The organism is Streptomyces sp. NPDC014861 (assembly GCF_043081625.1).
Taxonomy (GTDB): Bacteria; Actinomycetota; Actinomycetes; order Streptomycetales; family Streptomycetaceae; genus Streptomyces.
Window position 1 is genome coordinate 43,390 of sequence record NZ_JBIBWV010000019.1, and the last position, 21,133, is coordinate 64,522.

Here is a 21,133-nt window from a genome sequence, read left to right on the forward strand (position 1 = left end):
CCGGCATCCGCCTCACCCCCAAACACGTCTTCACCCACCGCACCGCCTCCGCCCTCGCCGACTTCCTCCAGCAGAACGCCCCCACCCCGCCGGCCGCGGACCGGGCGGAGGCGCCGCGCGCGAACGACGCCCGGGGCGAACGGGCGGAGAGGACCGGGAAGGGCGCCGAGGACGCGAAGGGAGCGAAGAGCGAGCGGAGCGCGCCGAGCGACCGGGAGGTCATCGCCACCCTGCGCGAGCTCTTCGGCCAGGTGCTGAACCTGGAGGACGCGGCCGACGGCGACGACTTCTTCACCCTCGGCGGCGACTCCATCACCGCCATCCAGCTCGTCGCCCGCGCCCGCAAGGCCGGCATCCGCCTCACCCCCAAACACGTCTTCACCCACCGCACCGCCTCCGCCCTCGCCGACTTCCTCCAGCAGAACGCCCCCACCCCGCCGGCCCCGTCCCGGGCGGAGGCGGCGGCGGACAAGGCACCCCCGAAGTCGGCGGCGTCGGCCCCGCGCCCGCCGCGGCGGGACACCACGCCCACCCCGACCGCGCCCGCCGAGGTCGTGCCCGCGACCCCGATCATGCGCTGGCTCCACGAGAGCGGCGGCGCGATCGACGCCTTCCACCAGTCGACGCTGCTGCGCGTCCCGCCCGGCCTCGGCATCGACCATCTGACCGCCGCCGTCCAGGCCATGACGGAACGTCACCAGTCGCTGCGCGGACGCCTCGACGAGACCGGCGATCTGGTCGTGGAGCCGGTGGACGAGGCCGCGATCCGCGAGGCGGTGCGCCGCGTCGACGTCTCCGGCCTCACCGAGGACGCGCTGCGCGCGAAGCTGACGGTCCACGCCCGCCAGGACGCCGCCGCCCTCGCGCCCCGCCGAGGGGCGATGGTCCGGGCGACCTGGTTCGACCTGGGCCCCGCCCGGCCCGGTCGCCTCCTCGTCACCATCCACCACCTGGCCGTGGACGCGGTCTCCTGGCGCATCCTCCTCACCGACCTGTACCTGGCCTGGCGGAGCGTCGCCTCGGGCGCCGCGCCCGCCCTCGAACCGGTGCCGTTCCCGCTGGCCGAGTGGAGCCGGCGGCTCGACGCGGCGGCCCACAGCCCCGAGGTGCTGCGGGAGCTCCCGTACTGGCGGCGGACGCTCGGCGCGGGTTCCGTGCCGCTGAGCGAGGCCCGTCTCTCCCCCGCCCACGACATCTACGCGACGGCCGGCGAGCTCGTCCTCACCCTGCCGTCCGAGCTGACCTCGCCGCTGCTGACCACGGTGCCCGCCGCGTTCGGGGTGCGGACCGTCGACGTGCTCCTCACCGGCCTCGCCCTGGCGGTCTCCGCCTGGCGCGGGACCGGCGGCGCCGGCACCGACACCGCCGTGCTGATCGACGTGGAGGGGCACGGCCGCGAGCCGCTCGACGACACCACCGACCTGTCGGCCACCGTCGGCTGGCTGACCTCGATGTACCCGGTGCGCGTCGACGCGGGCAACGGCGACTGGAAGGCGGACAGCGACCCGGCCGACCCCCGGCTCGGTGCCGCCGTGCGCCGGGTCGCCGCCCAGCTGGCCGAGGTCCCCGAGAGCGGCATCGGCTTCGGACTGCTGCGCCATCTGAACCGGGAGACCGCCGCCGAGCTGGCAGCCTGCCCCGCCCCCCAGATCGGCTTCAACTACCTGGGCCGACAGGGTGGTTCCGAGGACGGCGACGAGGACTGGAGCCCGGCCGCCGAGGCGGACGCGCTGCCGCTCGGCGCCGATCCGCGGATGCCGATGACGCACGTCGTCGAGGTGAACGCGGCGATCGACGACTCCCCGACCGGCCCCCGGCTCGTCGCCCACTGGCTCTGGGCCCGGCTGCACCTGACCGACGCCGAGACCGCCGAGCTGGGCCGGCTCTGGTCCGCGGCGCTCCGCGCGCTCGTGGAGCACGCCGAGACGGTCCGCGCCCGGCGGCTGCCCTCCGGCACCGTCGACGCCGGCCCGGCGGAGCTGGCCCGGCTCACCGCCCGCACCGGCCTGCCGGTCGCCGAGGTGCTGCCGATGACCCCGCTCCAGGAGGGCCTGCTCTTCCACGCCCGGTACGACAGCCGGAACCTCGACGTCTACACCGTGCAGATGGTCCTCGAGGTCCAGGGCGACCTGGAGGCGGACCGGGTGCGGACCGCCTGCGACGCGCTGCTGCGCCGCCACCCGATGCTGCGGGCCGGCTTCGCGCAGCTGCGCTCCGGCGAGCCGGTGCAGGCGATCCCGGCCGAGGCCCGGATGCCGTGGCACCGGCACGACCTGACCGGCCTGGACCCGGCGGAGCGGGACGAGCGGCTCGCCGCGCTCCTCGACGAGGACCGGCACCGCCGCTTCGACCCGGCCCGCCCGCCGCTGATGCGCTGCACGGTGATCGACCTGGCCCCGCACCGCCGGCAGCTGGTGCTCACCCTCCACCACCTGCTGGTGGACGGCTGGACCACCGCGCTCGTCCTGCGCGACCTGCTCGCCCTGTACGACGACCCCGCCGGCACGCTGCTGCCCACCCCGCCCGCCTACCCCCGGTACCTCTCCTGGCTGGCCGGCCAGGACCCGGCCGAGGTCCTGTCGGCCTGGTCCGCCGCCCTCGCCGGACTGCGGGAGCCCACCCTGCTCTGCGCGCCCGAGGAGACCGCGCGGGTCCGGGCACTGCCCCGCACGACGGTCGTCGAGCTCACCGAGGAGCGGACCGCGGCCCTGCACACGGCGGCCCGCGCCCACGGTGTCACCGTGAACACCCTGGTCAGGGCCGCGTGGGCGCTGTGCCTGCACCGCCGGACCGGCAGCCACGACCTCGTCTTCGGCGCGACCGTCTCCGGCCGGCCGGCCGAGCTGCCCGAGGTGGAGGACATGGTCGGCCAGTTCATCAACACCCTTCCGGTACGGGTGCGGCTCCAGCCGCAGGAGAGCGTCGCGGCGCTCCTCGCCCGGCTCCAGGAGGAGCACGCCGAGCTGCTGCCGTACCACCACGTGCCGCTGCCGGACGTGCAGCGGGCCGCCGGTCTGGGACCGCTCTTCGACACCTGCGTGGTCTTCGAGAACTTCCCGGGCGCCGAGGAGCTGCCGGCCGACCCCGACGACACCCTGCGCCTCGTGGAGGTCTCCGGCCACGACGCGTACCACTACCCGCTGAAGCTGATGGTGGTGCCCGGCGACCGGCTGCGCCTCGAACTCGGCCACCGCCCCGACCTCGTCGAGGACGAGGCCGCCGGGGAGGTCGCCGGCCTGCTGCGGGAGCTGCTCGACGGACTGCCCGAGGCCATGACGGAACCGGTCCGGCGGTTCCTCGCGCCGGAGCCCGACCCCGACGGCACGCTGCGCGGCCGGGTGGCGGAACTGGTCGCCGAGGTCCTCGGCCGGGACTCCGTCGGCGCGGACGAGGACGTCTTCGGCCTGGGCTGCGACTCGCTGCTCGCGCTGCGCCTCGCCGGCCGCCTGGAGGCGGAGCTGGACCGCCCGGTGGACGTCGCCACCGTCTTCCGGGCCCGCACCGCCCGCGCCCTGGCCGCGGCCCTCGCCCGGCCCCGTACCGCCTGAGCACCGACCACCCCACCGAGACCGAGACCGACCGGAAGGACGAGAACGCCATGACCAACCCGTTCGACAACGAGGACGGCACCTTCCTGGTGCTGGTCAACGACGAGCGCCAGCACTGCCTGTGGCCCGCCTTCGCCGTGGTCCCGCCCGGCTGGAACGTCGTCGTCACCGAGACCGACCGCAAGAGCTGCCTCGAGTACATCGAGACGCACTGGACCGATATGCGCCCGGCGAGCCTCGCCGACGCCGTCTGACCGATCCGCCGGGGTGCGCCCCGCCGTCAAGGAAGCCACACGCCATGCAGCGCATCATGCTCAAGTCCAAGATCCACCGGGCCACCGTCACCGAGGCCAACCTCAACTACATCGGCTCCGTGACGGTCGACCGCGACCTGATGGAGGCCGCGGACCTCCTCGTCGGCGAGCAGGTACACATCGTCAACATCAACAACGGCGCCCGTCTGGAGACGTACGTCATCGAGGGCGAGCGCGGCTCCGGCGTCATCTGCCTCAACGGCGCCGCCGCCCGGCTCGTCGCCCCCGGTGACCTGGTCATCCTCATCGGCTACGCGTCGGTCGACGACGCCGAGGCCGAGAAGCTGGAGCCGAAGGTCGTCTTCGTCGACGAGCGGAACCGGCCCCTGAAGCTGGGCTCGGACCTCTCCTCCTGACCCGCCGGCAGGCCCCTCCGGCGGCCGGCCCCACTCCCCCGTCCCTCCTCCTGCACACCCCCCACCTTTGCTCCCGTCAGCACTCCACAGACAGGCAGCCTTCCATGCAGCAGAGTGTTCCCCAGGTCAACTCGTGGAACGAGTGGGACCCGCTCCAGGAGATCGTGGTCGGTTCCGCCGACAACGCCCAGTTCGAGCCCGTCGAGCCCGGCAGCCGCCCCGGCATCCGGAACCGCCCCGACACCCCCTTCCCCACCGGCCCGAAGTCCAAGGAGGCCATCGACCTGGCCAACGAGGAGCTCGCCGGCCTGGTGAAGGTGCTCGAAGGCCAGGGCATCACGGTCCGCAGGCCCGAGACCCACGACTTCTCCACCCCGGTGAGCACGCCGGACTTCGAGGTGGAGAACCAGTACTGCGCGGTCTGCCCCCGCGACGTGATGATCACCCTCGGCAACGAGATCATCGAGGCGACCATGTCGCGCCGGGCCCGGTACTTCGAGTACCAGCCCTACCGCAAGCTGGTCTACGAGTACTGGGACGCCGACCCGCGCGTGCAGTGGACCACGGCGCCGAAGCCCTCGATGGCGGACGGCATGTACCGCGAGGAGTTCTGGGACTGGCCGCTGGAGGAGCGGCACGCCCGGATGCACAGCTTCGAGTTCTGCGTGAACCAGGACGAGGTCATCTTCGACGCGGCCGACATGAGCCGGTTCGGCCGTGACGTCCTCGTCCAGGAGTCGATGACCACCAACCGGGCCGGCGTCCGCTGGCTCAAGCGGCACCTGGAGCCCAAGGGCTTCCGCGTCCACCCGGTCCACTTCCCGCTGGACTTCTTCCCCTCGCACATCGACTGCACCTTCGTGCCGCTGCGCCCCGGTCTGATCCTCACCAACCCGGACCGCCCGCTGCGCGAGGGCGAGGAGCGGATGTTCCTGGAGAACGACTGGAAGCTGGTCGAGGTCCCGGAGCCGGTCCTCACCAACGAGGAGATGCCCGAGTACTGCCAGTCCTCGAAGTGGCTGTCGATGAACGTGCTCAGCATCTCGCCGACCAAGGTGATCTGCGAGGAGCAGGAGAAGCCGCTCCAGGACATGCTGGACGGCCTCGGCTTCGAGGTCTTCCCGGTGCCCTTCCGGAACGTCTTCGAGTACGGCGGCTCGCTCCACTGCGCCACCTGGGACGTGCGGCGCGACGGCGTGCGGGAGGACTACTTCCCGAACCTCGACTACCGCCCCCTCGTCTGAGACACGCCGCACCGGCCCGTACCCGCTCTCCGCGGGTACGGGCCGGTGCGCTGTCCGGGGCCGGGACGGGCCCGGCCCTAGGAGGCGGCGGAGGCCTTCCTGCCGGCCTCCTCGCCGGTCTTCTCCCCGGCCCGCGTCCCGGCCTCGGCCGGGTCCGCGGGCTCGTCGAAGGAGATCCGGTTCATGTGGCGGTTCATCGACCTCATCAGCATCCAGACCGCGACCGCGAGGACCGCGAAGACGACGAAGCCCAGGACGCCCGGGGTCACCTTGTTCTTGTCCAGCTCCTCGGCGGCGAAGGGGACCAGCTGCGTCAGTGCGAGGTGTGCGCTCATGTCAGGCATTGTCGCGGATGCCCGCGAAGAGATCTTCCTCGGGGAGGGAGGTCGGCACCAGCGACTTGCTGAGCTCGTACTCCTCCGTCGGCCAGACCTCCTTCTGGATCTCCATCGGGACCCGGAACCAGCCGCCCTCGGGATCGATCTGGGTGGCGTGCGCGATCAGCGCCCGGTCGCGGGTCTCGAAGAACTCGGCGCACGGGACGAAGGTGGTCAGCGTCCGCTCCTTGCGCTCGAACTCCTTCCAGCGCTCCAGCCACTCGCCGTACGGGGACTCCAGGCCCCGGTCGAGCAGAGCCCGGTGCAGGGCCTCGGTGCGCGGGCGGTTGAAGCCCTGGTTGTAGTAGAGCTTCTGCGGCTCGAAGACCGGGCCGAAGTCGGCCTCGGGGAACTTCTCGGCGTCGGCCGCGCCGTCGAAGGCCACCATCGTGATCTTGTGGGTCATGATGTGGTCGGGGTGCGGGTACCCGCCGTTCTCGTCGTAGGTCGTGATGACCTGCGGACGGAAGGAACGGATCTTGCGGACCAGCTCGCCGGCCGCGTGGTCCACGTCCTCCAGGGCGAAACAGCCCTCGGGCAGCGGCGGCAGCGGGTCGCCCTCGGGCAGGCCCGAGTCGACGAAGCCGAGCCACTCCTGCTCGACGCCGAGGATCTCCCGGGCCTCGTCCATCTCCCTGCGCCGGACCTCGTGGATGTTCTCCTCGATGTAGGGGTCGCCCTGGAGCTTGGGGTTCAGGACCGAGCCGCGCTCCCCGCCCGTGCACGTCACCACGAGGACGTCCACCCCCTCGGACACGTACTTGGCCATGGTCGCCGCGCCCTTGCTCGACTCGTCGTCGGGGTGGGCGTGAACGGCCATCAGTCGCAGCTGCTCAGTCAAGACTCGATCCTCAGTGATTCGACGCGGAGGGGGGTCTCTATAGTGACGGAATCGGGGGGAGGAAAATTCCGCCGCCCCCGCCCGAGAGGACTGAACGATGAGCGCCGTGCGAGACCAGCTGCCCGAGGGGCGTTACGGGCGCTCGGCGGACGAGCGGGCCGACCGGAAGCTCCGGATCATCGGCGCGGTCCTCGGGGTCCTCTTCGTGGCCATGATCGGCTGGTTCGGCTGGCACCACGTGGGCGGCAACAAGATCAGCGCCGAGCTGATCAAGTTCGACGTGGTGAGCGACACCGAGGTGCAGGTGCACCTGGAGATCCGCAAGGACCAGGGCGTCCGGGGCGTGTGCACGCTCCGCTCCCGCTCCGAGGACGGCGCCGAGGTGGCCCGCAAGGACGTCACCGTCGACGAGCCGGACGGCAGGATCGACCGCGTGTACTCCCTCCGCACCACCGCCCGCGCGACCAGCGCCGAGCTCATGGGGTGTACGGAGCGGTAGCGGTGGGTAGGTGAGGAGGAGCGAGTTCCGGCGGGTCGCCGCGGTGACCTGGACCGACGCCATCCTTATGGTTTATGTCCTCCCGCTTTCCGCCACTCATTGTTAGGCTCGTGCTTTCGCCCACCCGGGAAGCGAAGATCTCCCGAGTAGGGCGATGCTTTGTATTCCCAGTACCTACGAGGAGCACCTGTGACCCAGACCAGCGACAACGTCACCTGGCTCACCCAGGAGGCGTACAACAAGCTCAAGGACGAGCTTGAGTACCTGTCTGGTCCCGCGCGTACCGAGATCGCCGCGAAGATCGCCGCCGCGCGCGAGGAGGGCGACCTGCGCGAGAACGGCGGGTACCACGCGGCCAAGGAGGAGCAGGGCAAGCAGGAGCTCCGGGTCCGCCAGCTCACCCAGCTGCTCCAGAACGCGAAGGTGGGCGAGGCCCCGGCGGACGACGGCGTCGTCGAGCCGGGCATGGTCGTGACGATCGCCTTCGACGGCGACGAGTCCGACACCATGACCTTCCTGCTCGCCTCCCGCGAGTACGCGAGCGGTGACATCGAGACCTACTCGCCGCAGTCGCCGCTCGGCGTCGGCGTGAACGGCAAGAAGGCCGGTGACGACGCCGAGTACGAGCTGCCGAACGGCAAGAGGGCCATGGTGAAGATCCTCAGCGCGAAGCCGTACACCGGCTGAGCCCCCTTCCGCACGTGCCGAAGGGCCGGTCCCCCGCGGGGGACCGGCCCTTCGTCGTCTCCGGGAGCGCCGGCCGGACCTAGGCCTTCGCCACCCCGATCGGGCAGGAGACACCCGTGCCGCCGATGCCGCAGTAGCCGGCCGGGTTCTTGTCCAGGTACTGCTGGTGGTACGCCTCCGCGGGATAGAAGGGGCGGTCGGCGGCCGGGAGGACGGCGGTGGTGATCTCGCCGTGGCCGGAGGCCGACAGGACCTCCTGGTAGGCGGCGCGGGACGCCTCGGCGGTCCGCGCCTGGGCGGGCGAGTGGGTGTAGGCGGCGGAGCGGTACTGGGTGCCCACGTCGTTGCCCTGGCGGAAGCCCTGCGTCGGGTCGTGGGACTCCCAGAAGAGCTTCAGCAGGGTCTCGTACGACACCTTCGACGGGTCGAAGACGACCCGGACGACCTCGGTGTGCCCGGTGAGGCCCGAGCACACCTCGTCATAGGTCGGGTTCGGCGTGTGGCCGCCCTGGTAGCCGACGAGCGTCGTCCAGACGCCGTCGGTCTGCCAGAACTTCCGCTCGGCGCCCCAGAAGCAGCCGAGGCCGAAGTCGGCGACCTCAAGACCCTCCGGGTACGGGCCGAGCAGCGGGTTGCCGAGCACCGTGTGGCGCTCGGGGACGGAGAACTCCGGCTCCGGGCGGCCGCGCAGGGCCTGCTCCGGGGTGGGCAGGACGGGGGTGCGGGACAGGAACATGCGGCATCTCTCCTCGACGCGGATCGGCAGTCCTCACAACACCGGCGCGCCCGGCCCTGTTCCCCTCGCCCCCGACCGCTCACCGGCGGAGGGTGGCCGGGCTGCCGCCGTTCGCCTCGTAGCCGGCCACCGCCAGGTTGCGGTGGAGGGTGTAGTCGGCGGCCGGGTCGCCGCTCAGGGTCCACGGGAGGGCGCCCACGTGCCCGTCGACGCGGACCAGCTGGTGCATCGCCTCGGCCCAGCGCTCGCCGCGGACCAGGAAGAGGATCAGCAGGTGGCGCACGTGCGACAGCATCGGGTCGTCGGCGCGGGCCGAGTGCACCGCGTACAGCGCGCCCTCCATCGCCTTGCTCACCACGGCCGTCCGGTAGAAGTCCTGCACCAGCACCACGTCCGGCACGTGCTCGAAGACCGCGAAGAGCGGCAGCGCGGCGAGCAGCGAGCCCTGCGGGGCGCGCGCCGCGGCGGTGGTGGCGAAGTGGTCGGCCTCCTCGCGCGAGCCGTGCCACTTCTCGCACCAGTAGTGCAGCGCCGCCAGGTGCGCGCCCATGTGCCGCGGGGCCCGGTCGATGACCTTGGCCCACACCTGGTCGAACTGCTCGTGGCTGTAGCCGAGTCCGCGGGCCACGGCGAGCTGCGTGATGTACGGGACGGGGTCGCCGGGCGCGAGCAGCGCCGCCTCGTCGGCGACCTTCCGAGCCTCCTCCAGGATGATCCGGAAGTCGTCGGAGCCGGCCGCCGAGGAGCGCCAGGCCTGCTGCACCAGGAACTCGGCGTGGACGGCCGCGGCGCCCGCGTCCTTGGGCGCGTCCGAGCGCCAGGCGCGCAGCCAGGCGCCGCCGGCGCCGGGCTTCTCCGCGAGCTCCAGGGAGGCCGCGCCGGCGAAGGCCTGGACGCGCTGCCAGCGGACCTCGCCCTCCTTGGGCGTGCCGGCGAGCAGCTGGGCGGCGGCCCGCCAGTCCTGGGTGGCCTGGACGACGTCGAGGACGTCGAGGAGATCGTGGTCCGGGCCGGGGAGCCGCACGTCCAGGTCCTCCTGGCGGACGAACCCGTACGCCTCCGGGTCGGCGGCGTCGGGCGTGCCGGGCGCGACCTGCCGGATGCCGCCGGAGCGGCGGCGCAGCATGTAGGGGCCGAGGACGCCGAAGAGCAGGCCCAGGGCGATCAGGAACCAGAGAATCTCCATGTGTCCATTGTCCAGGACACCGTCGTGGACGAATCGCGGCGGTGGGCGGGCCCCGGCACTACGCTCCTGAGCATGAGCGACCAGCACAACCACCAGAACTTCGAGACCCGCGCGATCCACGCGGGCAACACCGCCGACCCGCTGACCGGCGCGGTCGTCCCGCCCATCTACCAGGTGTCCACCTACAAGCAGGACGGTGTGGGCGGGCTCCGCGGCGGCTACGAGTACAGCCGCAGCGCCAACCCGACGCGTACCGCGCTGGAGGAGAACCTGGCGGCGCTGGAGGGCGGCCGGCGTGGTCTCGCCTTCGCCTCCGGGCTCGCCGCCGAGGACTGCCTGCTGCGCACGCTGCTCTCCCCCGGCGACCACGTGGTCATCCCGAACGACGCGTACGGCGGCACCTTCCGGCTCTTCGCCAAGGTCGTGCAGCGCTGGGGCGTGGACTTCTCCGTCGCGGACACCTCCGACATCGCGTCCGTGCGGGGCGCGCTCAACGACCGTACGAAGCTGATCTGGGTCGAGACGCCGTCGAACCCGCTGCTCGGCATCACGGACATCGAGGCGATCGCGGGCGTGGCCCGCCAGGCCGGGGTGAAGCTCGTCGTCGACAACACCTTCGCCTCGCCCTACCTCCAGCAGCCGCTGGCGCTCGGCGCGGACGTGGTCGTGCACTCCCTCACCAAGTACATGGGCGGCCACTCGGACGTCGTCGGCGGGGCGCTGATCGCGGCCGACGCGGAGCTGGGCGAGGAGCTGGCGTACCACCAGAACGCGATGGGCGCGGTGGCCGGTCCGTTCGACTCGTGGATCGTGCTGCGCGGCATCAAGACGCTCGCCGTCCGGATGGACCGGCACAGCGAGAACGCGACGAAGGTGGCGGACTTCCTGACCCGGCACCCGAAGGTGACGCAGGTGCTCTACCCGGGTCTGGCGGAGCACCCGGGCCACGAGATCGCGGCGAAGCAGATGCGGTCCTTCGGCGGCATGATCTCCTTCCGTGTCGAGGGCGGCGAGGAGGCGGCGGTCGGCGTGTGCGACCGCGCGAAGCTCTTCACGCTGGGCGAGTCGCTGGGCGGTGTCGAGTCGCTGATCGAGCACCCGGGGCGGATGACGCACGCGAGCGTCGCGGGCTCGGCCCTGGAGGTCCCCGCGGACCTGGTCCGGCTCTCGGTGGGCATCGAGAACGCGGACGACCTGATCGCGGACCTGCGCGAGGCGCTGGGCTGAGCCGGACGGCTGCGCGGCCCGGGTGCGGCTTCCGCTCCCGGGCCGCCGCGTCCGGTCAGGTGCCGGGCATCGCGTCCTTCAGGCTCGACCGGACCTCCTCGCGCAGTTCCGGGGTGTCCGTGTGCTGGTGGACGGAGACCGCGTGCTCGGTGGCGGCGCGGACGACCTCGTCCTCCTCGCCCGAGATGTAGAGCGAGCAGCCCGACACGCTCGGCGCGTCCCGGCAGTCGGCGGCTTTCCTGGTCATGTCGGCCTCCTGGTCCTGCGACGGTTTTCCGACCGACCCCTCCTTCCAGGCTAGGTCCGTCGTCACGGCCCGGCGAACGGCGGGGTGGGGACGCCGTGGATCGCGCCCCGGTCGCGCGCCGCGCGGGCGTGGACGAGGGCGGCGGCAGCGGCGCGGGGGTACGGGGCGCGGGTGCGCGTCGCGTCGGTGGGCGGTGTGGCGGCGTGTGGCGGCCGTCCCGCGGCGTCCGCCGCGGCGGGGCCGAACTCCTGGGCGCGGGCGGCCTGTTCGGATCGGCTCCGGAGCCGCCCCGCCCCTCGTCGAGGCCCCGGGCGGGAGTCGGGGTCAACCCCCGTGCGCGGAGCCCCCGGTGCCGGTCTGGTGCGCCGACTGGCGGGCGGAGAGGGCGGCGTTGAAACGGGTGAGGAGCGAGCAGAAGGAGTCGCGCTCGTCCTCGGTCCAGCCGTCGGTGACCTCGGCCATCAGCGTGCGGCGGGAGGAGCGGACCTCCTCCAGGCGCTCCAGGCCGCGCGCGGAGAGCTGGAGGACGACCGCGCGGCCGTCCTCGGGGTGCGAGGTGCGCTTGACGAGACCGGAGTCGACGAGCGGGGCGACCTGGCGGGTGACGGTCGAGGAGTCGATCCCCATGCCCGCCGCGAGCGCCTTGACGCCCATCGGGCCTTCCTGGTCGAGGCGGTTGAGGAGGAGGTAGGCGGCCCGGTCCATGGAGTTGCGGAGCTGGCCGGTGCCGCCGAGGCGGGTCTGCTCGGCCCGGCGGGCGAAGACGGCCACCTGGTGCTGGAGGGCGTCGAGGAGACCGGGGTCGAGCTCAGTCGTCATGTCCTGAGACGGGGGCATGGCTGGGGGTCTCTCTCGTGCGGGGGTGGTCGGTGTGGGGGACAGAGTACGCGGACGCGGCGGGCTCCGTACCGGCCGTGCGCAAACCGGCGCCGGGGCCGTGGCCCGCGCGCCCGCGACCCCGGTGAGCTGCGAGACTTGGGGTCATGACCTTCAGTACGCGACACCCCTTGCACCGCCTGATGCTCGATGACGTGCGCGGCGCGCAGCGGATGCTGTCGGGGGTCGCCCGGATGACCGCGCTGGAGGGGAGCCGGCACCTGTCGTCGCTGGTGGGGGCGCCGGTGCTGCTCAAGTGCGAGAACCTCCAGCGGACCGGTTCGTTCAAGCTGCGCGGGGCGTACGTGCGGATCGCGGGGCTCCGGCCGGAGGAGAAGGCGGCGGGGGTGGTCGCCGCCTCGGCCGGGAACCACGCGCAGGGTGTGGCGCTCGCCTCACAGCTGCTGGGGGTGCGCGCGACCGTGTTCATGCCGGTCGGCGCTCCGCTGCCGAAGGTCGCGGCGACCCGGGAGTACGGGGCGGACGTGCGGCTCCAGGGGCATGTGGTGGACGAGACGCTGGCCGCGGCGGAGGAGTACGCGCGGGACACCGGGGCGGTCTTCATCCACCCCTTCGACCACCCGGACGTGATCGTGGGGCAGGGCACGGTCGGCCTGGAGATCCTGGAGCAGTGCCCGGAGGTCCGCACGATCGTGGTCGGGGTCGGCGGCGGCGGTCTCGCGGCCGGGGTCGGTCTCGCGGTGAAGTCGGTCCGGCCGGACGTGCGGATCGTGGGGGTGCAGGCAGAGGGGGCGGCGGCCTATCCGCCGTCGCTGGCGGCCGGGCATCCGGTGGTGGTGGACGCGCCGGTGACGATGGCCGACGGGATCAAGGTGGGGCGGCCCGGGGACGTGCCCTTCGGGCTGGTCCAGGAGTACGTGGACGAGGTGCGCACGGTCTCGGAGGACGCGCTCTCGTCGGCGCTGCTGCTCTGCCTGGAGCGGGCGAAGCTGGTGGTGGAGCCGGCCGGGGCGAGTCCGGTGGCGGCGCTGCTGAGCGACCCGGAGTCGTTCCGGGGGCCGGTCGTCGCGGTCCTCTCGGGCGGGAACGTGGATCCGCTGCTGCTCCAGCGGATCCTGCGGCACGGCATGGCGGCGGCCGGGCGGTATCTGAGTCTGCGGCTGCGGGTGGCGGACCGGCCGGGGGCGCTGGCGACGCTGCTCGCGGTGCTGACGGTGGTCGACGCGAACGTGCTCGACGTCAGTCATGTGCGGACCGACCCGCGGCTCGGCCTCACGGAGGTGGAGGTGGAGCTGCGTCTGGAGACGAAGGGGCCGGAGCACTGCCGGGAGGTCGAGGGGGCGCTGCGGGAGGCGGGGTACACCGTCCTGGCCTGAGCGCCACTCCCCGCACTGCCCTAGGATCGGCAGAAATGCCCGAATTGATCCGGGAGTGTGGACATGCCAGGCGCGATCCACGCCGAGGGACTGGTGAAGACCTTCGGCGACGTCACAGCACTCGACGGGGTGGACCTCGACGTCCCCGAGGGCACCGTCCTCGGCCTGCTCGGCCCCAACGGAGCGGGGAAGACCACCACCGTACGGGTCCTGACCACCCTGCTCCGCCCCGACAGCGGCACCGCCACGGTCGCCGGCATCGACGTCCTGCGGCACCCCAACGAGGTCCGCCGCTCCATCGGCCTCTCCGGCCAGTTCGCCGCCGTCGACGAGTACCTCACCGGCCGCGAGAACCTCCAGATGGTCGGACAGCTCTACCAGATGAAGGCCAAAGCGGCGAAGGAGCGGGCCGGTGAGCTCCTGGAGCGCTTCCACCTCGCCGACGCCGCCGACCGCACCGCCAAGACCTACTCCGGCGGCATGCGCCGCCGGCTCGACCTCGCCGCCGCCCTCGTCGTCGCCCCGCCCGTGATGTTCATGGACGAGCCGACCACCGGCCTCGACCCGCGCAACCGCCAGGCCCTGTGGGACGTGATCAAGGAGCTCGTCTCCGGCGGCACCACCCTCCTCCTCACCACCCAGTACCTGGAGGAGGCCGACCACCTCGCCCACGACATCGCCGTGGTCGACCACGGCAAGGTCATCGCCCGCGGCACCTCCGACCAGCTCAAGGCCCGCACCGGCGGCGAACGCGTCGAGGTCGTCGTCCACGAGCGGGACGCCATCGCCCCCGCCCGGACGGTCCTCGCCCGCTACGGGCCCGGCGACCGGGGCCCCGACGCCGTCACCGTCGAGGACCACACCCGCAAGCTCACCGTCCCGGTCACCGGCGGCGCGAAGCTGCTCGCCGAGGTCATCCGCGACCTCGACACCGCCGGCATCGAGATCGACGACATCGGACTGCGCCGCCCCACCCTCGACGACGTCTTCCTCTCCCTCACCGGCCACACCGCCGAGCGCGCGCAGGACGAGGAGAACGGCGCGACGCCCGCCGACCGGGCCCGCAAGCACCGGAAGGAGCCGGCCGCGTGACCACCCTCACCGACGGAGCCCCGCGGACCCCCGCCGCGCGCGGCGGCATCGCCCAGTCCTTCGGGGACTCCCTGGTCGTCACCAAGCGGAACCTGATCCGCATGTCCAGGATCCCGGAGATGATCCTCTTCGGGCTGATCCAGCCCGTCATGTTCGTCATCCTGTTCACGTACGTCTTCGGCGGCTCGATGCAGATCGGGGACAGCACCGACCCGGACGTCTACAAGAACTTCCTGATGGCGGGCATCTTCGCGCAGACCGTCACCTTCGCCACCGCGGGAGCGGGCGCCGGCATCGCCGACGACATGCACAAGGGCCTCATCGACCGCTTCCGGTCGCTGCCGATGGCGCGGGGCGCGGTGCTGACCGGCCGGACGATGGCGGACCTCGTGCAGACGGCGGTGACCCTGCTGGTCCTCGCGATCGTCGCCCTGATCATCGGCTGGCGGCCCGGCTACGCCGCGCCGACCAACGCCGGGAAGATCATGCTCGGCTTCGCGCTGCTCCTCCTGCTCGGGTACGCCTTCACCTGGATCGGCGCCCTCATCGGCCTCTCCGTGCGCACTCCGGAGGCGGCGACCTCCGGAGGGCTGATCTGGCTCTTCCCCGTCACCTTCATCTCGAACGCCTTCGTCGACTCCAGCAAGCTGCCCGGCTGGCTCCAGCCGGTGGCGGAGTGGAACCCGTTCAGCGCGACCGTCCAGGCGTGCCGCAAGCTGTTCGGCGATCCGGGCCTCTCGCCGTCCGACGCGTGGCCGATGCAGTACCCGGTGTGGGCGTCGCTGATCTACTCGGTCCTGATCATCGTCGTCTTCCGCACCCTCTCCGTCCGCAAGTACCGGCGCGCGGACGGCTGACGGCGGCTCACGCCCGCGCGCCGTCCTCCCCCGGGTGGCCGGCGCGCAGGGCGGCGGCGGTCGTGGCGGGGTCGTAGCCATCGGGGGTGCCGTCGATCAGCAGGACGTCGCCCGGCATGTGGCGGGTGCGCAGCGGGAGCAGGGCCTGGTACGGCTCGGAGTCGTACCAGGCCCTCGCCGTGTCGAAGTCGGGGAAGGCGATGAGGACGACGGCGCCGGGCCACTCTCCTTCGAGCACTTCGCGCCGGGGGGCGCCGTGCACGAGGAAGCGTCCGCCGAAGGGGTCCAGGGTGGCCTGGATCCGCTCCATGTAGGCGAACACCTCGGGGTCGAGGACGGGCTTGGGGCTCAGGTTGGCCATCGCGTATGCGGTCATGGGTCCAGCCTGGCGCAAGCGTCCCGCGGGGTCGATGACCTCGGAGGTCATGACGAGGGCCCCCTCCGGGGCGGAGGGGGCCCATGTCACGGGTGCGGGCGGGTCAGAGCGCCGATCCGGCCTTCCAGTCCGACCAGTTCATGTTCCAGCCGTTGAGGCCGTTGCTGGGGGCGATCGTCTTGTCCTTGGAGTTCTTGACGATGACGACGTCGCCGGTGATCGACTGGTCGTAGAGCCAGGCGGCCGCCTGCTTGGGGTCGCCGGCGCCCTTGACGTCGGCGAGGCCGATGCAGCCGTGGCTGGTGTTCACGGAGCCGAAGATGGAGCGGTCGCCCCAGTAGTTGCCGTGGATGAAGGTGCCGGAGGTGGACAGGCGCATGGCGTGCGGCACGTCCTTGATGTCGTACTCGCCCTTGCCGTCGGAGTCGGTGAAGCCGACGGTGGCGCCGTTCATCCGGGTCTCCTTGAACTTCTCGGAGATCACCATCTCGCCGTTGTAGGTGGTGTTGTCCGGGGAGCCGGCGGAGATCGGGATCGTCCGGATCACCTTGCCGTCGCGCTTGACCGTCATCGTCTTCGTCGCGACGTCGACCGTGGAGACCTGGCTGCGGCCGACCTTGAAGGTGACGGTCTTCTGCTGGACGCCGAAGACGCCGTCGGCGCCCTCTACGCCGTCGAGGTCGAGCTTGAGGGTGACCGTCGAGCCGGCCTTCCAGTAGTCGTCCGGACGGAAGTCGAGGCGCGTGCCGTCGAACCAGTGGCCGACGATCTCCTGGCCGGAGCTGGAGGTGACGGTGATGCCGCTCTGGACGGCCTTCTTGTCGGTGATCGCCTTGTTGAAGTTGATCGAGACCGGCATGCCCACGCCGACGGTCGAACCGTCCTCCGGGGTGAAGTTGCCGATGAAGCTGTTCTCCTTCGACACGGTGGTGAAGGAGGAGTTCTCGTGCGCCTCCAGGCCCGACGCGTCGACGGCGGTGGCGGCGATCTTGTAGACGGTCGCCCGCTCCAGCTGGCCGGTCGGCTTCCAGGAGAGGCCGTCGGCCGCTATCTCGCCCTTGACCGCGGTGCCCTCGGCGGAGGTCATGGTGACCTCGGTGAGCTTGCCCTCGGTGACGGCGACCTTGGCGTCGTTGTTGATCGAGGCGTTCTTCGCGCCGTTCTCCGGCGAGATGGTGATCTGCGCCTGGGAGGTCTTCTGCTCGGCGGCCTCGTCGACCTGGGCCTGCGAGGTGGCGGACGGCGAGCCGGACGCGGCCGTACCGGCGTCGTCGTCACTGCAGGCGGAGAGCACGAGTACGCCGCTGAGCACCGCCGCCGCGGCTGCCAGGCTCCTGCGGTGCTTGCCGACCGTCATCACACGCTTCTCCATCGTCGCCGATTTCCCTGTCAATCCATCAGAACACCCATGACACCCCGTCCGGTTCCGGAAGCGGGGGGTTTGTGGGGAACACCACTGATCGACACGCTCGGCGGAACGTTCCGGTTCCCGCCCGCCGCGCAACGGCGCGAAAAGGCCCCGGGACACCGCCCCGGGGCCCTGGCTCCCGGGCCGGCCCGGTCCGGGAGGAACGCCCTACGGCCGGTCGGTCTCGTCGTCTTCCTCGTCCCCATCCTCCTCGTCGAGCTCCCACTCCATGGCATCGGGGTCGTACTCGATCTCCTCGCTGCTCCAGGCGGCCTGGACGAGTTCGACGCCGGGCAGGTCGCGGACCAGGTCGAACGGCTCCACCAGGTAGGCCAGGGCCTCCGAGGGGTCCTCCTGGACGGAGGCCCGGGCGTGCTCGCGCTCCTCGGCCGGCATGAACTCGTCGGAGTCGATCCGCCCCTCCGCCGCGGTGGTCAGTTCGGCGGGGCCGTCGATCTCCAGGACGATGTCGACCCGGAGGCGGACGTGGCGGGTGGTGGTCTCGGTGCCGGGGGTGCCGGGGGTTTCGGAGGTGCTCATGGCTGGGAGCGTAGGGTCTGCCCGGCCTCCGCTTTCCCGCGACCCGCTGTGTTCACTACCATCTGGCCACCGCGGGGTCCCGCGGGGCTTTCCGTGAGGGAGATCGAGATCCGCGTGTCCGCCGCCCGACGCCCGCTGCTGACCGCCACCGCGGCGGGGACCCTCCTGTGCGCCCTGTGGTTCGTCCCGTCGGCGAACGCCTCCGAGGGCGCGACCGGTGCCGCGGCCCGGAGCTCCCACCCGGCCTCCCCCGGCGGCGACCGGCTCGCCGAGACCGGGGGTCCCGACACGACGGCGTACCTGCTGGGCGGGACGGGGTTCCTCGGGGTGGGCGCCGGGTTCGTGGCGCTGGCGATGCGGCGGCACGGACGCGCGTCCTGACGCCCTCGGGGCCGCCCGCGGAGGCGGCCCCGAGGTCTCCCGCAAGGGTCAGGCCAGCGGGCCGGTGACCGGCTCGACGGCGGCGACCAGCCGGCCCTCGCGGACGAAGGCGTCGGCGGCGGCCAGGTCGGGCGCGAGGAAGCGGTCCGGGCCGGGGCCCTCGACGCCGGCGGCGCGCAGGGCGTCGATGGCGGCCCGCGAGGCGGGGGCGGGGGTCAGGCCGTGGCGCAGCTCGATGCCTCGGGTGGCGGCGTACAGCTCGACGGCGATGATCCGGGCGAGGTTGCCGACGGCGGTGCGCAGCTTGCGGGCGGCGGACCAGCCCATGGAGACGTGGTCCTCCTGCATGGCGGAGGAGGGGATGGAGTCGGCGGAGGCCGGGACGGCGAGCCGCTTCATCTCGCTGACCAGGGCGGCCTGCGTGTACTGGGCGATCATGAGGCCCGAGTCGACGCCGGCGTCGTCGGCGAGGAAGGGCGGCAGGCCGTGGCTGCGGTTCTTGTCGAGGAGCCGGTCGGTGCGGCGCTCGGCGATGGAGCCGAGGTCGGCGGCGGCGATGGCGAGGAAGTCGAGGACGTACGCGACGGGGGCGCCGTGGAAGTTGCCGTTGGAGCGGACCTCGCCGTTGGCCAGGACGACCGGGTTGTCGACGGCTGCGGCCAGTTCGCGCTCGGCGACGAGCAGGGCGTGGGCCATGGTGTCGCGGCCGGCGCCGGCGACCTGCGGGGCGCAGCGGATCGAGTAGGCGTCCTGGACGCGGGGGGCCTCGCCGGCCTGGAAGTGGCCGGTCAGGCCGGAGCCCTTGAGGACGGCCAGCATGTTGGCGGCGGAGGCGGCCTGGCCCGGGTGGGGGCGGATGGCGTGCAGTTCGGGTTCGAGGACCTTCTCGGTGCCGAGGAGGGCTTCGAGGGAGAGGGCCGCGGTGACGTCGGCCGACTTGTAGAGGGTGTCGAGGTCGGCGAGGGCCATGACCAGCATGCCGAGCATGCCGTCGGTGCCGTTGAGGAGGGCGAGGCCCTCCTTCTCGCGCAGGACGACCGGCTCGATGCCGGCGGCGGCGAGCAGCTCGCCGGCGGGCCGCACGGTGCCGTCGGGGCCTTCGGCGTCGCCCTCGCCCATGAGCGCGAGGGCGCAGTGGGAGAGCGGGGCGAGGTCGCCGGAGCAGCCGAGCGAGCCGTACTCGTGGACGACCGGGGTGATGCCGGCGTTGAGGACGTCGGCCATGGTCCGCGCGACCTCGGGGCGGACTCCGGTGCGGCCGGAGGCGACGGTCTTGAGCCGCAGGAACATCAGGGCGCGGACGACCTCGCGCTCGACGTGCGGGCCCATGCCGGCGGCGTGCGAGCGGACGATGTTCCGCTGGAGCTGGGTGCGCAGCTCGTGGTCGATGTGCCGGGTGGCGAGGGCGCCGAACCCGGTGGAGACGCCGTAGACGGGCTCGGGCTTGGCGGCGAGCGCGTCGACGACGGCACGGGAGGCGGCGAGCGCCTGGACGGCCTCCTCCGACAGCTCGACACGGGCGCCGTGGCGGGCGACGGCGATGACGTCCTGCGGGGTCGTGCCGGACGTGCCGAGAACGACTGTCTGCATATCCATATTCAGCACCCTACGGATTGAAGACCTGTCTGTCACTAGGTGACTTCGTCACCGTCCCTCACCGGGACGGACCCTTACGCGCCCCTGTGGCGGACGGGGCGGTTCCAGTCTGACGCGCGAGGGGCCGGGGGCAGCGGAGGCGGCGCTCCCGGGGTGGCGGTTCCTCCGTGCGCGACCGGACGGAGTGGGCGGGGCTCGACGGCGCCCGCGGGGCCCGGCGTACGGGGTGGGGACTTCGACGCGTTCCGTACGGGCGGGCGCACGGCGACCGGCCGGGCCACGGGAAGGGGGGGAGGGACGCGCAGGACGTGCGGGCGTCGCCGCGTACGTCCCCGAGCGCGGCGAGCGTTCGTGGGTCGGCGGCTTCACGGCGGGCCCGCGCCCGCCCGAGCGGGCAGCTCAGACCGTGTGCGTCCGGGCGAAGGCGGTGAACGCGGTCCAGGCGGCGGGGGTGGCGGTCACTTCACCCTGGGCGTGATCCTTGGTGTCGCGGACGCGGATCACGTCGGGGGCGTTGTCGGCGATCTCGACGCAGGAGTCGTTGGTGTTGCCGCTGTAGGTGCTCTTGTGCCAGTTCGGCGAGGGCTCAGTCATCTTGTTCCTTCGCGATGTCGCGCATCAGTTCTCGGGAGGCCCGAACGCCCAGGGCAGCCTGTTGCAGCAGATCATAGACACGCTGGAAGTGCATCACCTCGGCTGGATCCTCGGTGTAGTTGCCCGTGTTGAATCCCTCCGTGTAAGCCCCTCGCTGCCCCTTCGCGAACGTGAGGAGCGACACCGAACCGGCCACCGGCGCACCCTTCATGGGCAGCACCTGGATATTCACCTGAGGCCGCTCGCCCATCGCGAGCAGATGCTCGATCTGTTCACGCATCGCCCGGGCGCCGCCCATGTCACGGCGCAGACAGGCTTCGTCGAGGACGAGCATCATCCATGGCGCGTCAGGACGGTCGAGTACGGCTTGGCGCTCCAGCCGCCCCCGTGCGTAGTCGTTGATCTGGGCCGGGGTGCCGGCCAGTCCGGCCTGCATCGCGGCCCGGGCGTATCCGGCGGTCTGGAGAAGCCCCGGCACCACGATGGAGAACTCGTGGATGGCCGTGGCTTCGAGCTGCCGCCTCAAGTAGGTCTTCGCATAGTCACGGACCGTCCGCTCCGTGAGGATCTTCACCAGGTTCACCAGCGTCCCCGGCGGCAGCCTCAGCACGATCTCCAGCCTCCGCGCCAGCTCCCGGTCCGGCGGGTCCTCCCCGCGCTCGATCTCGGAGATCCTCGTCCCGCTGCTGAACGTCTTCCCCGCCACGTACGCCTGCGTCCAGTCGCGCCCGAGGGCCAGCCGTGCCTCGCGGACCACGTTGCCGAGGTACTGCTCGATGCTCTCTCCGGGTTCCAGATCCTGTGGTCCTGGCAT

General features: G+C 72.2%; 23 protein-coding genes. 11 read left to right on the plus strand and 12 right to left on the minus strand.

Annotated elements, in window-relative coordinates; translation table 11 throughout:
- The 4 genes from ACF1BN_RS28445 to ACF1BN_RS28460 form a co-directional block, all read left to right on the plus strand.
- On the plus strand, window positions 1–3,548 hold a 3,548-nt coding region (locus ACF1BN_RS28445), incomplete at its 5' end, for a condensation domain-containing protein (RefSeq protein ID WP_392334447.1).
- Window positions 3,549–3,598: 50 nt separating this feature from the next.
- On the plus strand, window positions 3,599–3,802 hold the full coding sequence (locus tag ACF1BN_RS28450) for an MbtH family protein (RefSeq protein ID WP_360310823.1): 204 nt from the start codon (window positions 3,599–3,601) through the stop codon (window positions 3,800–3,802).
- A gap of 44 nt (window positions 3,803–3,846) precedes the next feature.
- Window positions 3,847–4,218: an aspartate 1-decarboxylase gene (gene panD / locus ACF1BN_RS28455; protein WP_376600176.1), complete on the plus strand. Its 372-nt coding sequence runs from the start codon at window positions 3,847–3,849 to the stop codon at window positions 4,216–4,218.
- 104 nt (window positions 4,219–4,322) lie between these two features.
- Entirely contained in the window at window positions 4,323–5,462 is a 1,140-nt protein-coding gene (locus ACF1BN_RS28460) for a glycine amidinotransferase (protein ID WP_392334448.1), read from the plus strand.
- A 77-nt stretch (window positions 5,463–5,539) separates the two neighbouring features.
- Here ACF1BN_RS28460 and ACF1BN_RS28465 read toward each other — a convergent pair whose 3' ends face one another.
- A complete protein-coding gene (locus ACF1BN_RS28465; protein ID WP_392334449.1) occupies window positions 5,540–5,806 on the minus strand; it encodes a hypothetical protein in 267 nt (88 codons plus the stop codon).
- Window positions 5,799–6,680 carry a mycothiol conjugate amidase Mca gene (mca, locus tag ACF1BN_RS28470; protein ID WP_392334450.1) on the minus strand — a complete coding sequence of 294 codons (882 nt, stop codon included), beginning with the start codon at window positions 6,678–6,680 and terminating at the stop codon, window positions 5,799–5,801. The genes ACF1BN_RS28465 and mca overlap by 8 nt, the downstream gene beginning before the upstream one ends.
- A 97-nt stretch (window positions 6,681–6,777) precedes the next feature.
- Here mca and ACF1BN_RS28475 point away from each other — a divergent pair, with 97 nt between their 5' ends.
- Together ACF1BN_RS28475 and greA are read left to right on the plus strand one after the other, a co-directional pair.
- Entirely contained in the window at window positions 6,778–7,179 is a 402-nt protein-coding gene (locus ACF1BN_RS28475) for a DUF4307 domain-containing protein (protein ID WP_392334451.1), read from the plus strand.
- Between the two features lie 189 nt (window positions 7,180–7,368).
- Entirely contained in the window at window positions 7,369–7,866 is a 498-nt protein-coding gene (gene greA / locus ACF1BN_RS28480) for a transcription elongation factor GreA (protein ID WP_392334452.1), read from the plus strand.
- Window positions 7,867–7,945: 79 nt separating this feature from the next.
- On the opposite strand, the gene msrA is transcribed toward greA, so the two are convergent.
- Both msrA and ACF1BN_RS28490 read right to left on the minus strand, forming a co-directional pair.
- Window positions 7,946–8,602 (minus strand): peptide-methionine (S)-S-oxide reductase MsrA, encoded by a 657-nt coding sequence (gene msrA / locus ACF1BN_RS28485; protein WP_392334453.1) that lies wholly within the window; start codon window positions 8,600–8,602, stop codon window positions 7,946–7,948.
- Window positions 8,603–8,681: 79 nt separating this feature from the next.
- Window positions 8,682–9,788, minus strand: coding sequence for a hypothetical protein (locus tag ACF1BN_RS28490; protein ID WP_392334454.1), 1,107 nt, complete (start codon window positions 9,786–9,788; stop codon window positions 8,682–8,684).
- A 72-nt stretch (window positions 9,789–9,860) separates the two neighbouring features.
- Here ACF1BN_RS28490 and ACF1BN_RS28495 point away from each other — a divergent pair, with 72 nt between their 5' ends.
- Window positions 9,861–11,015: a cystathionine gamma-synthase gene (locus ACF1BN_RS28495; RefSeq protein WP_392334455.1), complete on the plus strand. Its 1,155-nt coding sequence runs from the start codon at window positions 9,861–9,863 to the stop codon at window positions 11,013–11,015.
- Between the two features lie 55 nt (window positions 11,016–11,070).
- On the opposite strand, the gene ACF1BN_RS28500 is transcribed toward ACF1BN_RS28495, so the two are convergent.
- Entirely contained in the window at window positions 11,071–11,262 is a 192-nt protein-coding gene (locus tag ACF1BN_RS28500) for a DUF1059 domain-containing protein (protein ID WP_392334456.1), read from the minus strand.
- 324 nt (window positions 11,263–11,586) lie between these two features.
- Window positions 11,587–12,099, minus strand: coding sequence for a MarR family winged helix-turn-helix transcriptional regulator (locus ACF1BN_RS28505; protein ID WP_376601830.1), 513 nt, complete (start codon window positions 12,097–12,099; stop codon window positions 11,587–11,589).
- Window positions 12,100–12,245: 146 nt separating this feature from the next.
- Between ACF1BN_RS28505 and ilvA the strand changes: the two genes are divergently transcribed.
- From ilvA to ACF1BN_RS28520, 3 genes are all read left to right on the plus strand, one after another.
- Entirely contained in the window at window positions 12,246–13,475 is a 1,230-nt protein-coding gene (gene ilvA, locus ACF1BN_RS28510; protein WP_392334457.1) for a threonine ammonia-lyase, read from the plus strand.
- 63 nt (window positions 13,476–13,538) lie between these two features.
- The gene (locus tag ACF1BN_RS28515) at window positions 13,539–14,567 is read left to right on the plus strand and encodes an ATP-binding cassette domain-containing protein (protein ID WP_392334458.1); all 1,029 of its coding nucleotides are present in this window, start codon (window positions 13,539–13,541) and stop codon (window positions 14,565–14,567) included.
- Entirely contained in the window at window positions 14,564–15,424 is an 861-nt protein-coding gene (locus ACF1BN_RS28520; protein WP_392334459.1) for an ABC transporter permease, read from the plus strand. The genes ACF1BN_RS28515 and ACF1BN_RS28520 overlap by 4 nt, the downstream gene beginning before the upstream one ends.
- 7 nt (window positions 15,425–15,431) lie before the next feature.
- On the opposite strand, the gene ACF1BN_RS28525 is transcribed toward ACF1BN_RS28520, so the two are convergent.
- The 3 genes from ACF1BN_RS28525 to ACF1BN_RS28535 form a co-directional block, all read right to left on the minus strand.
- Window positions 15,432–15,800 (minus strand): DUF1330 domain-containing protein, encoded by a 369-nt coding sequence (locus tag ACF1BN_RS28525; RefSeq protein ID WP_392334460.1) that lies wholly within the window; start codon window positions 15,798–15,800, stop codon window positions 15,432–15,434.
- Window positions 15,801–15,903: 103 nt separating this feature from the next.
- Window positions 15,904–17,172 carry an Ig-like domain-containing protein gene (locus tag ACF1BN_RS28530; RefSeq protein ID WP_392334461.1) on the minus strand — a complete coding sequence of 423 codons (1,269 nt, stop codon included), beginning with the start codon at window positions 17,170–17,172 and terminating at the stop codon, window positions 15,904–15,906.
- Window positions 17,173–17,376: 204 nt separating this feature from the next.
- On the minus strand, window positions 17,377–17,748 hold the full coding sequence (locus ACF1BN_RS28535) for a hypothetical protein (protein ID WP_392334462.1): 372 nt from the start codon (window positions 17,746–17,748) through the stop codon (window positions 17,377–17,379).
- 114 nt (window positions 17,749–17,862) lie between these two features.
- On the opposite strand from ACF1BN_RS28535, the gene ACF1BN_RS28540 reads away from it, so the two are divergent.
- The gene (locus ACF1BN_RS28540) at window positions 17,863–18,129 is read left to right on the plus strand and encodes a hypothetical protein (protein WP_392334530.1); all 267 of its coding nucleotides are present in this window, start codon (window positions 17,863–17,865) and stop codon (window positions 18,127–18,129) included.
- Between the two features lie 48 nt (window positions 18,130–18,177).
- Here ACF1BN_RS28540 and hutH read toward each other — a convergent pair whose 3' ends face one another.
- The 3 genes from hutH to ACF1BN_RS28555 all read right to left on the minus strand — a co-directional run bounded on the left by hutH (window position 18,178) and on the right by ACF1BN_RS28555 (window position 21,133).
- A complete protein-coding gene (gene hutH / locus ACF1BN_RS28545) occupies window positions 18,178–19,719 on the minus strand; it encodes a histidine ammonia-lyase (protein ID WP_392334531.1) in 1,542 nt (513 codons plus the stop codon).
- Between the two features lie 405 nt (window positions 19,720–20,124).
- Window positions 20,125–20,319, minus strand: coding sequence for a DUF397 domain-containing protein (locus ACF1BN_RS28550; RefSeq protein WP_392334463.1), 195 nt, complete (start codon window positions 20,317–20,319; stop codon window positions 20,125–20,127).
- The gene (locus ACF1BN_RS28555) at window positions 20,312–21,133 is read right to left on the minus strand and encodes a Scr1 family TA system antitoxin-like transcriptional regulator (protein ID WP_392334464.1); all 822 of its coding nucleotides are present in this window, start codon (window positions 21,131–21,133) and stop codon (window positions 20,312–20,314) included. Before ACF1BN_RS28555 ends, ACF1BN_RS28550 begins: the two co-directional genes overlap by 8 nt.

Coding starts and splice junctions, on each gene's coding strand:
- ACF1BN_RS28490 (WP_392334454.1), bottom strand. CDS start 9,788: ATGGAGATTCTCTGGTTCCTGATCGCCCTGGGCCTGCTCTTCGGCGTC.
- ACF1BN_RS28500 (WP_392334456.1), bottom strand. CDS start 11,262: ATGACCAGGAAAGCCGCCGACTGCCGGGACGCGCCGAGCGTGTCGGGC.
- ACF1BN_RS28550 (WP_392334463.1), bottom strand. CDS start 20,319: ATGACTGAGCCCTCGCCGAACTGGCACAAGAGCACCTACAGCGGCAAC.
- ACF1BN_RS28555 (WP_392334464.1), bottom strand. CDS start 21,133: ATGCCAGGACCACAGGATCTGGAACCCGGAGAGAGCATCGAGCAGTAC.
- ACF1BN_RS28505 (WP_376601830.1), bottom strand. CDS start 12,099: ATGCCCCCGTCTCAGGACATGACGACTGAGCTCGACCCCGGTCTCCTC.
- ilvA (WP_392334457.1), top strand. CDS start 12,246: ATGACCTTCAGTACGCGACACCCCTTGCACCGCCTGATGCTCGATGAC.
- ACF1BN_RS28465 (WP_392334449.1), bottom strand. CDS start 5,806: ATGCCTGACATGAGCGCACACCTCGCACTGACGCAGCTGGTCCCCTTC.
- ACF1BN_RS28450 (WP_360310823.1), top strand. CDS start 3,599: ATGACCAACCCGTTCGACAACGAGGACGGCACCTTCCTGGTGCTGGTC.
- ACF1BN_RS28535 (WP_392334462.1), bottom strand. CDS start 17,748: ATGAGCACCTCCGAAACCCCCGGCACCCCCGGCACCGAGACCACCACC.
- hutH (WP_392334531.1), bottom strand. CDS start 19,719: ATGCAGACAGTCGTTCTCGGCACGTCCGGCACGACCCCGCAGGACGTC.
- ACF1BN_RS28525 (WP_392334460.1), bottom strand. CDS start 15,800: ATGACCGCATACGCGATGGCCAACCTGAGCCCCAAGCCCGTCCTCGAC.
- ACF1BN_RS28530 (WP_392334461.1), bottom strand. CDS start 17,172: ATGGAGAAGCGTGTGATGACGGTCGGCAAGCACCGCAGGAGCCTGGCA.
- panD (WP_376600176.1), top strand. CDS start 3,847: ATGCAGCGCATCATGCTCAAGTCCAAGATCCACCGGGCCACCGTCACC.
- ACF1BN_RS28460 (WP_392334448.1), top strand. CDS start 4,323: ATGCAGCAGAGTGTTCCCCAGGTCAACTCGTGGAACGAGTGGGACCCG.
- ACF1BN_RS28515 (WP_392334458.1), top strand. CDS start 13,539: ATGCCAGGCGCGATCCACGCCGAGGGACTGGTGAAGACCTTCGGCGAC.
- msrA (WP_392334453.1), bottom strand. CDS start 8,602: ATGTTCCTGTCCCGCACCCCCGTCCTGCCCACCCCGGAGCAGGCCCTG.
- ACF1BN_RS28475 (WP_392334451.1), top strand. CDS start 6,778: ATGAGCGCCGTGCGAGACCAGCTGCCCGAGGGGCGTTACGGGCGCTCG.
- ACF1BN_RS28495 (WP_392334455.1), top strand. CDS start 9,861: ATGAGCGACCAGCACAACCACCAGAACTTCGAGACCCGCGCGATCCAC.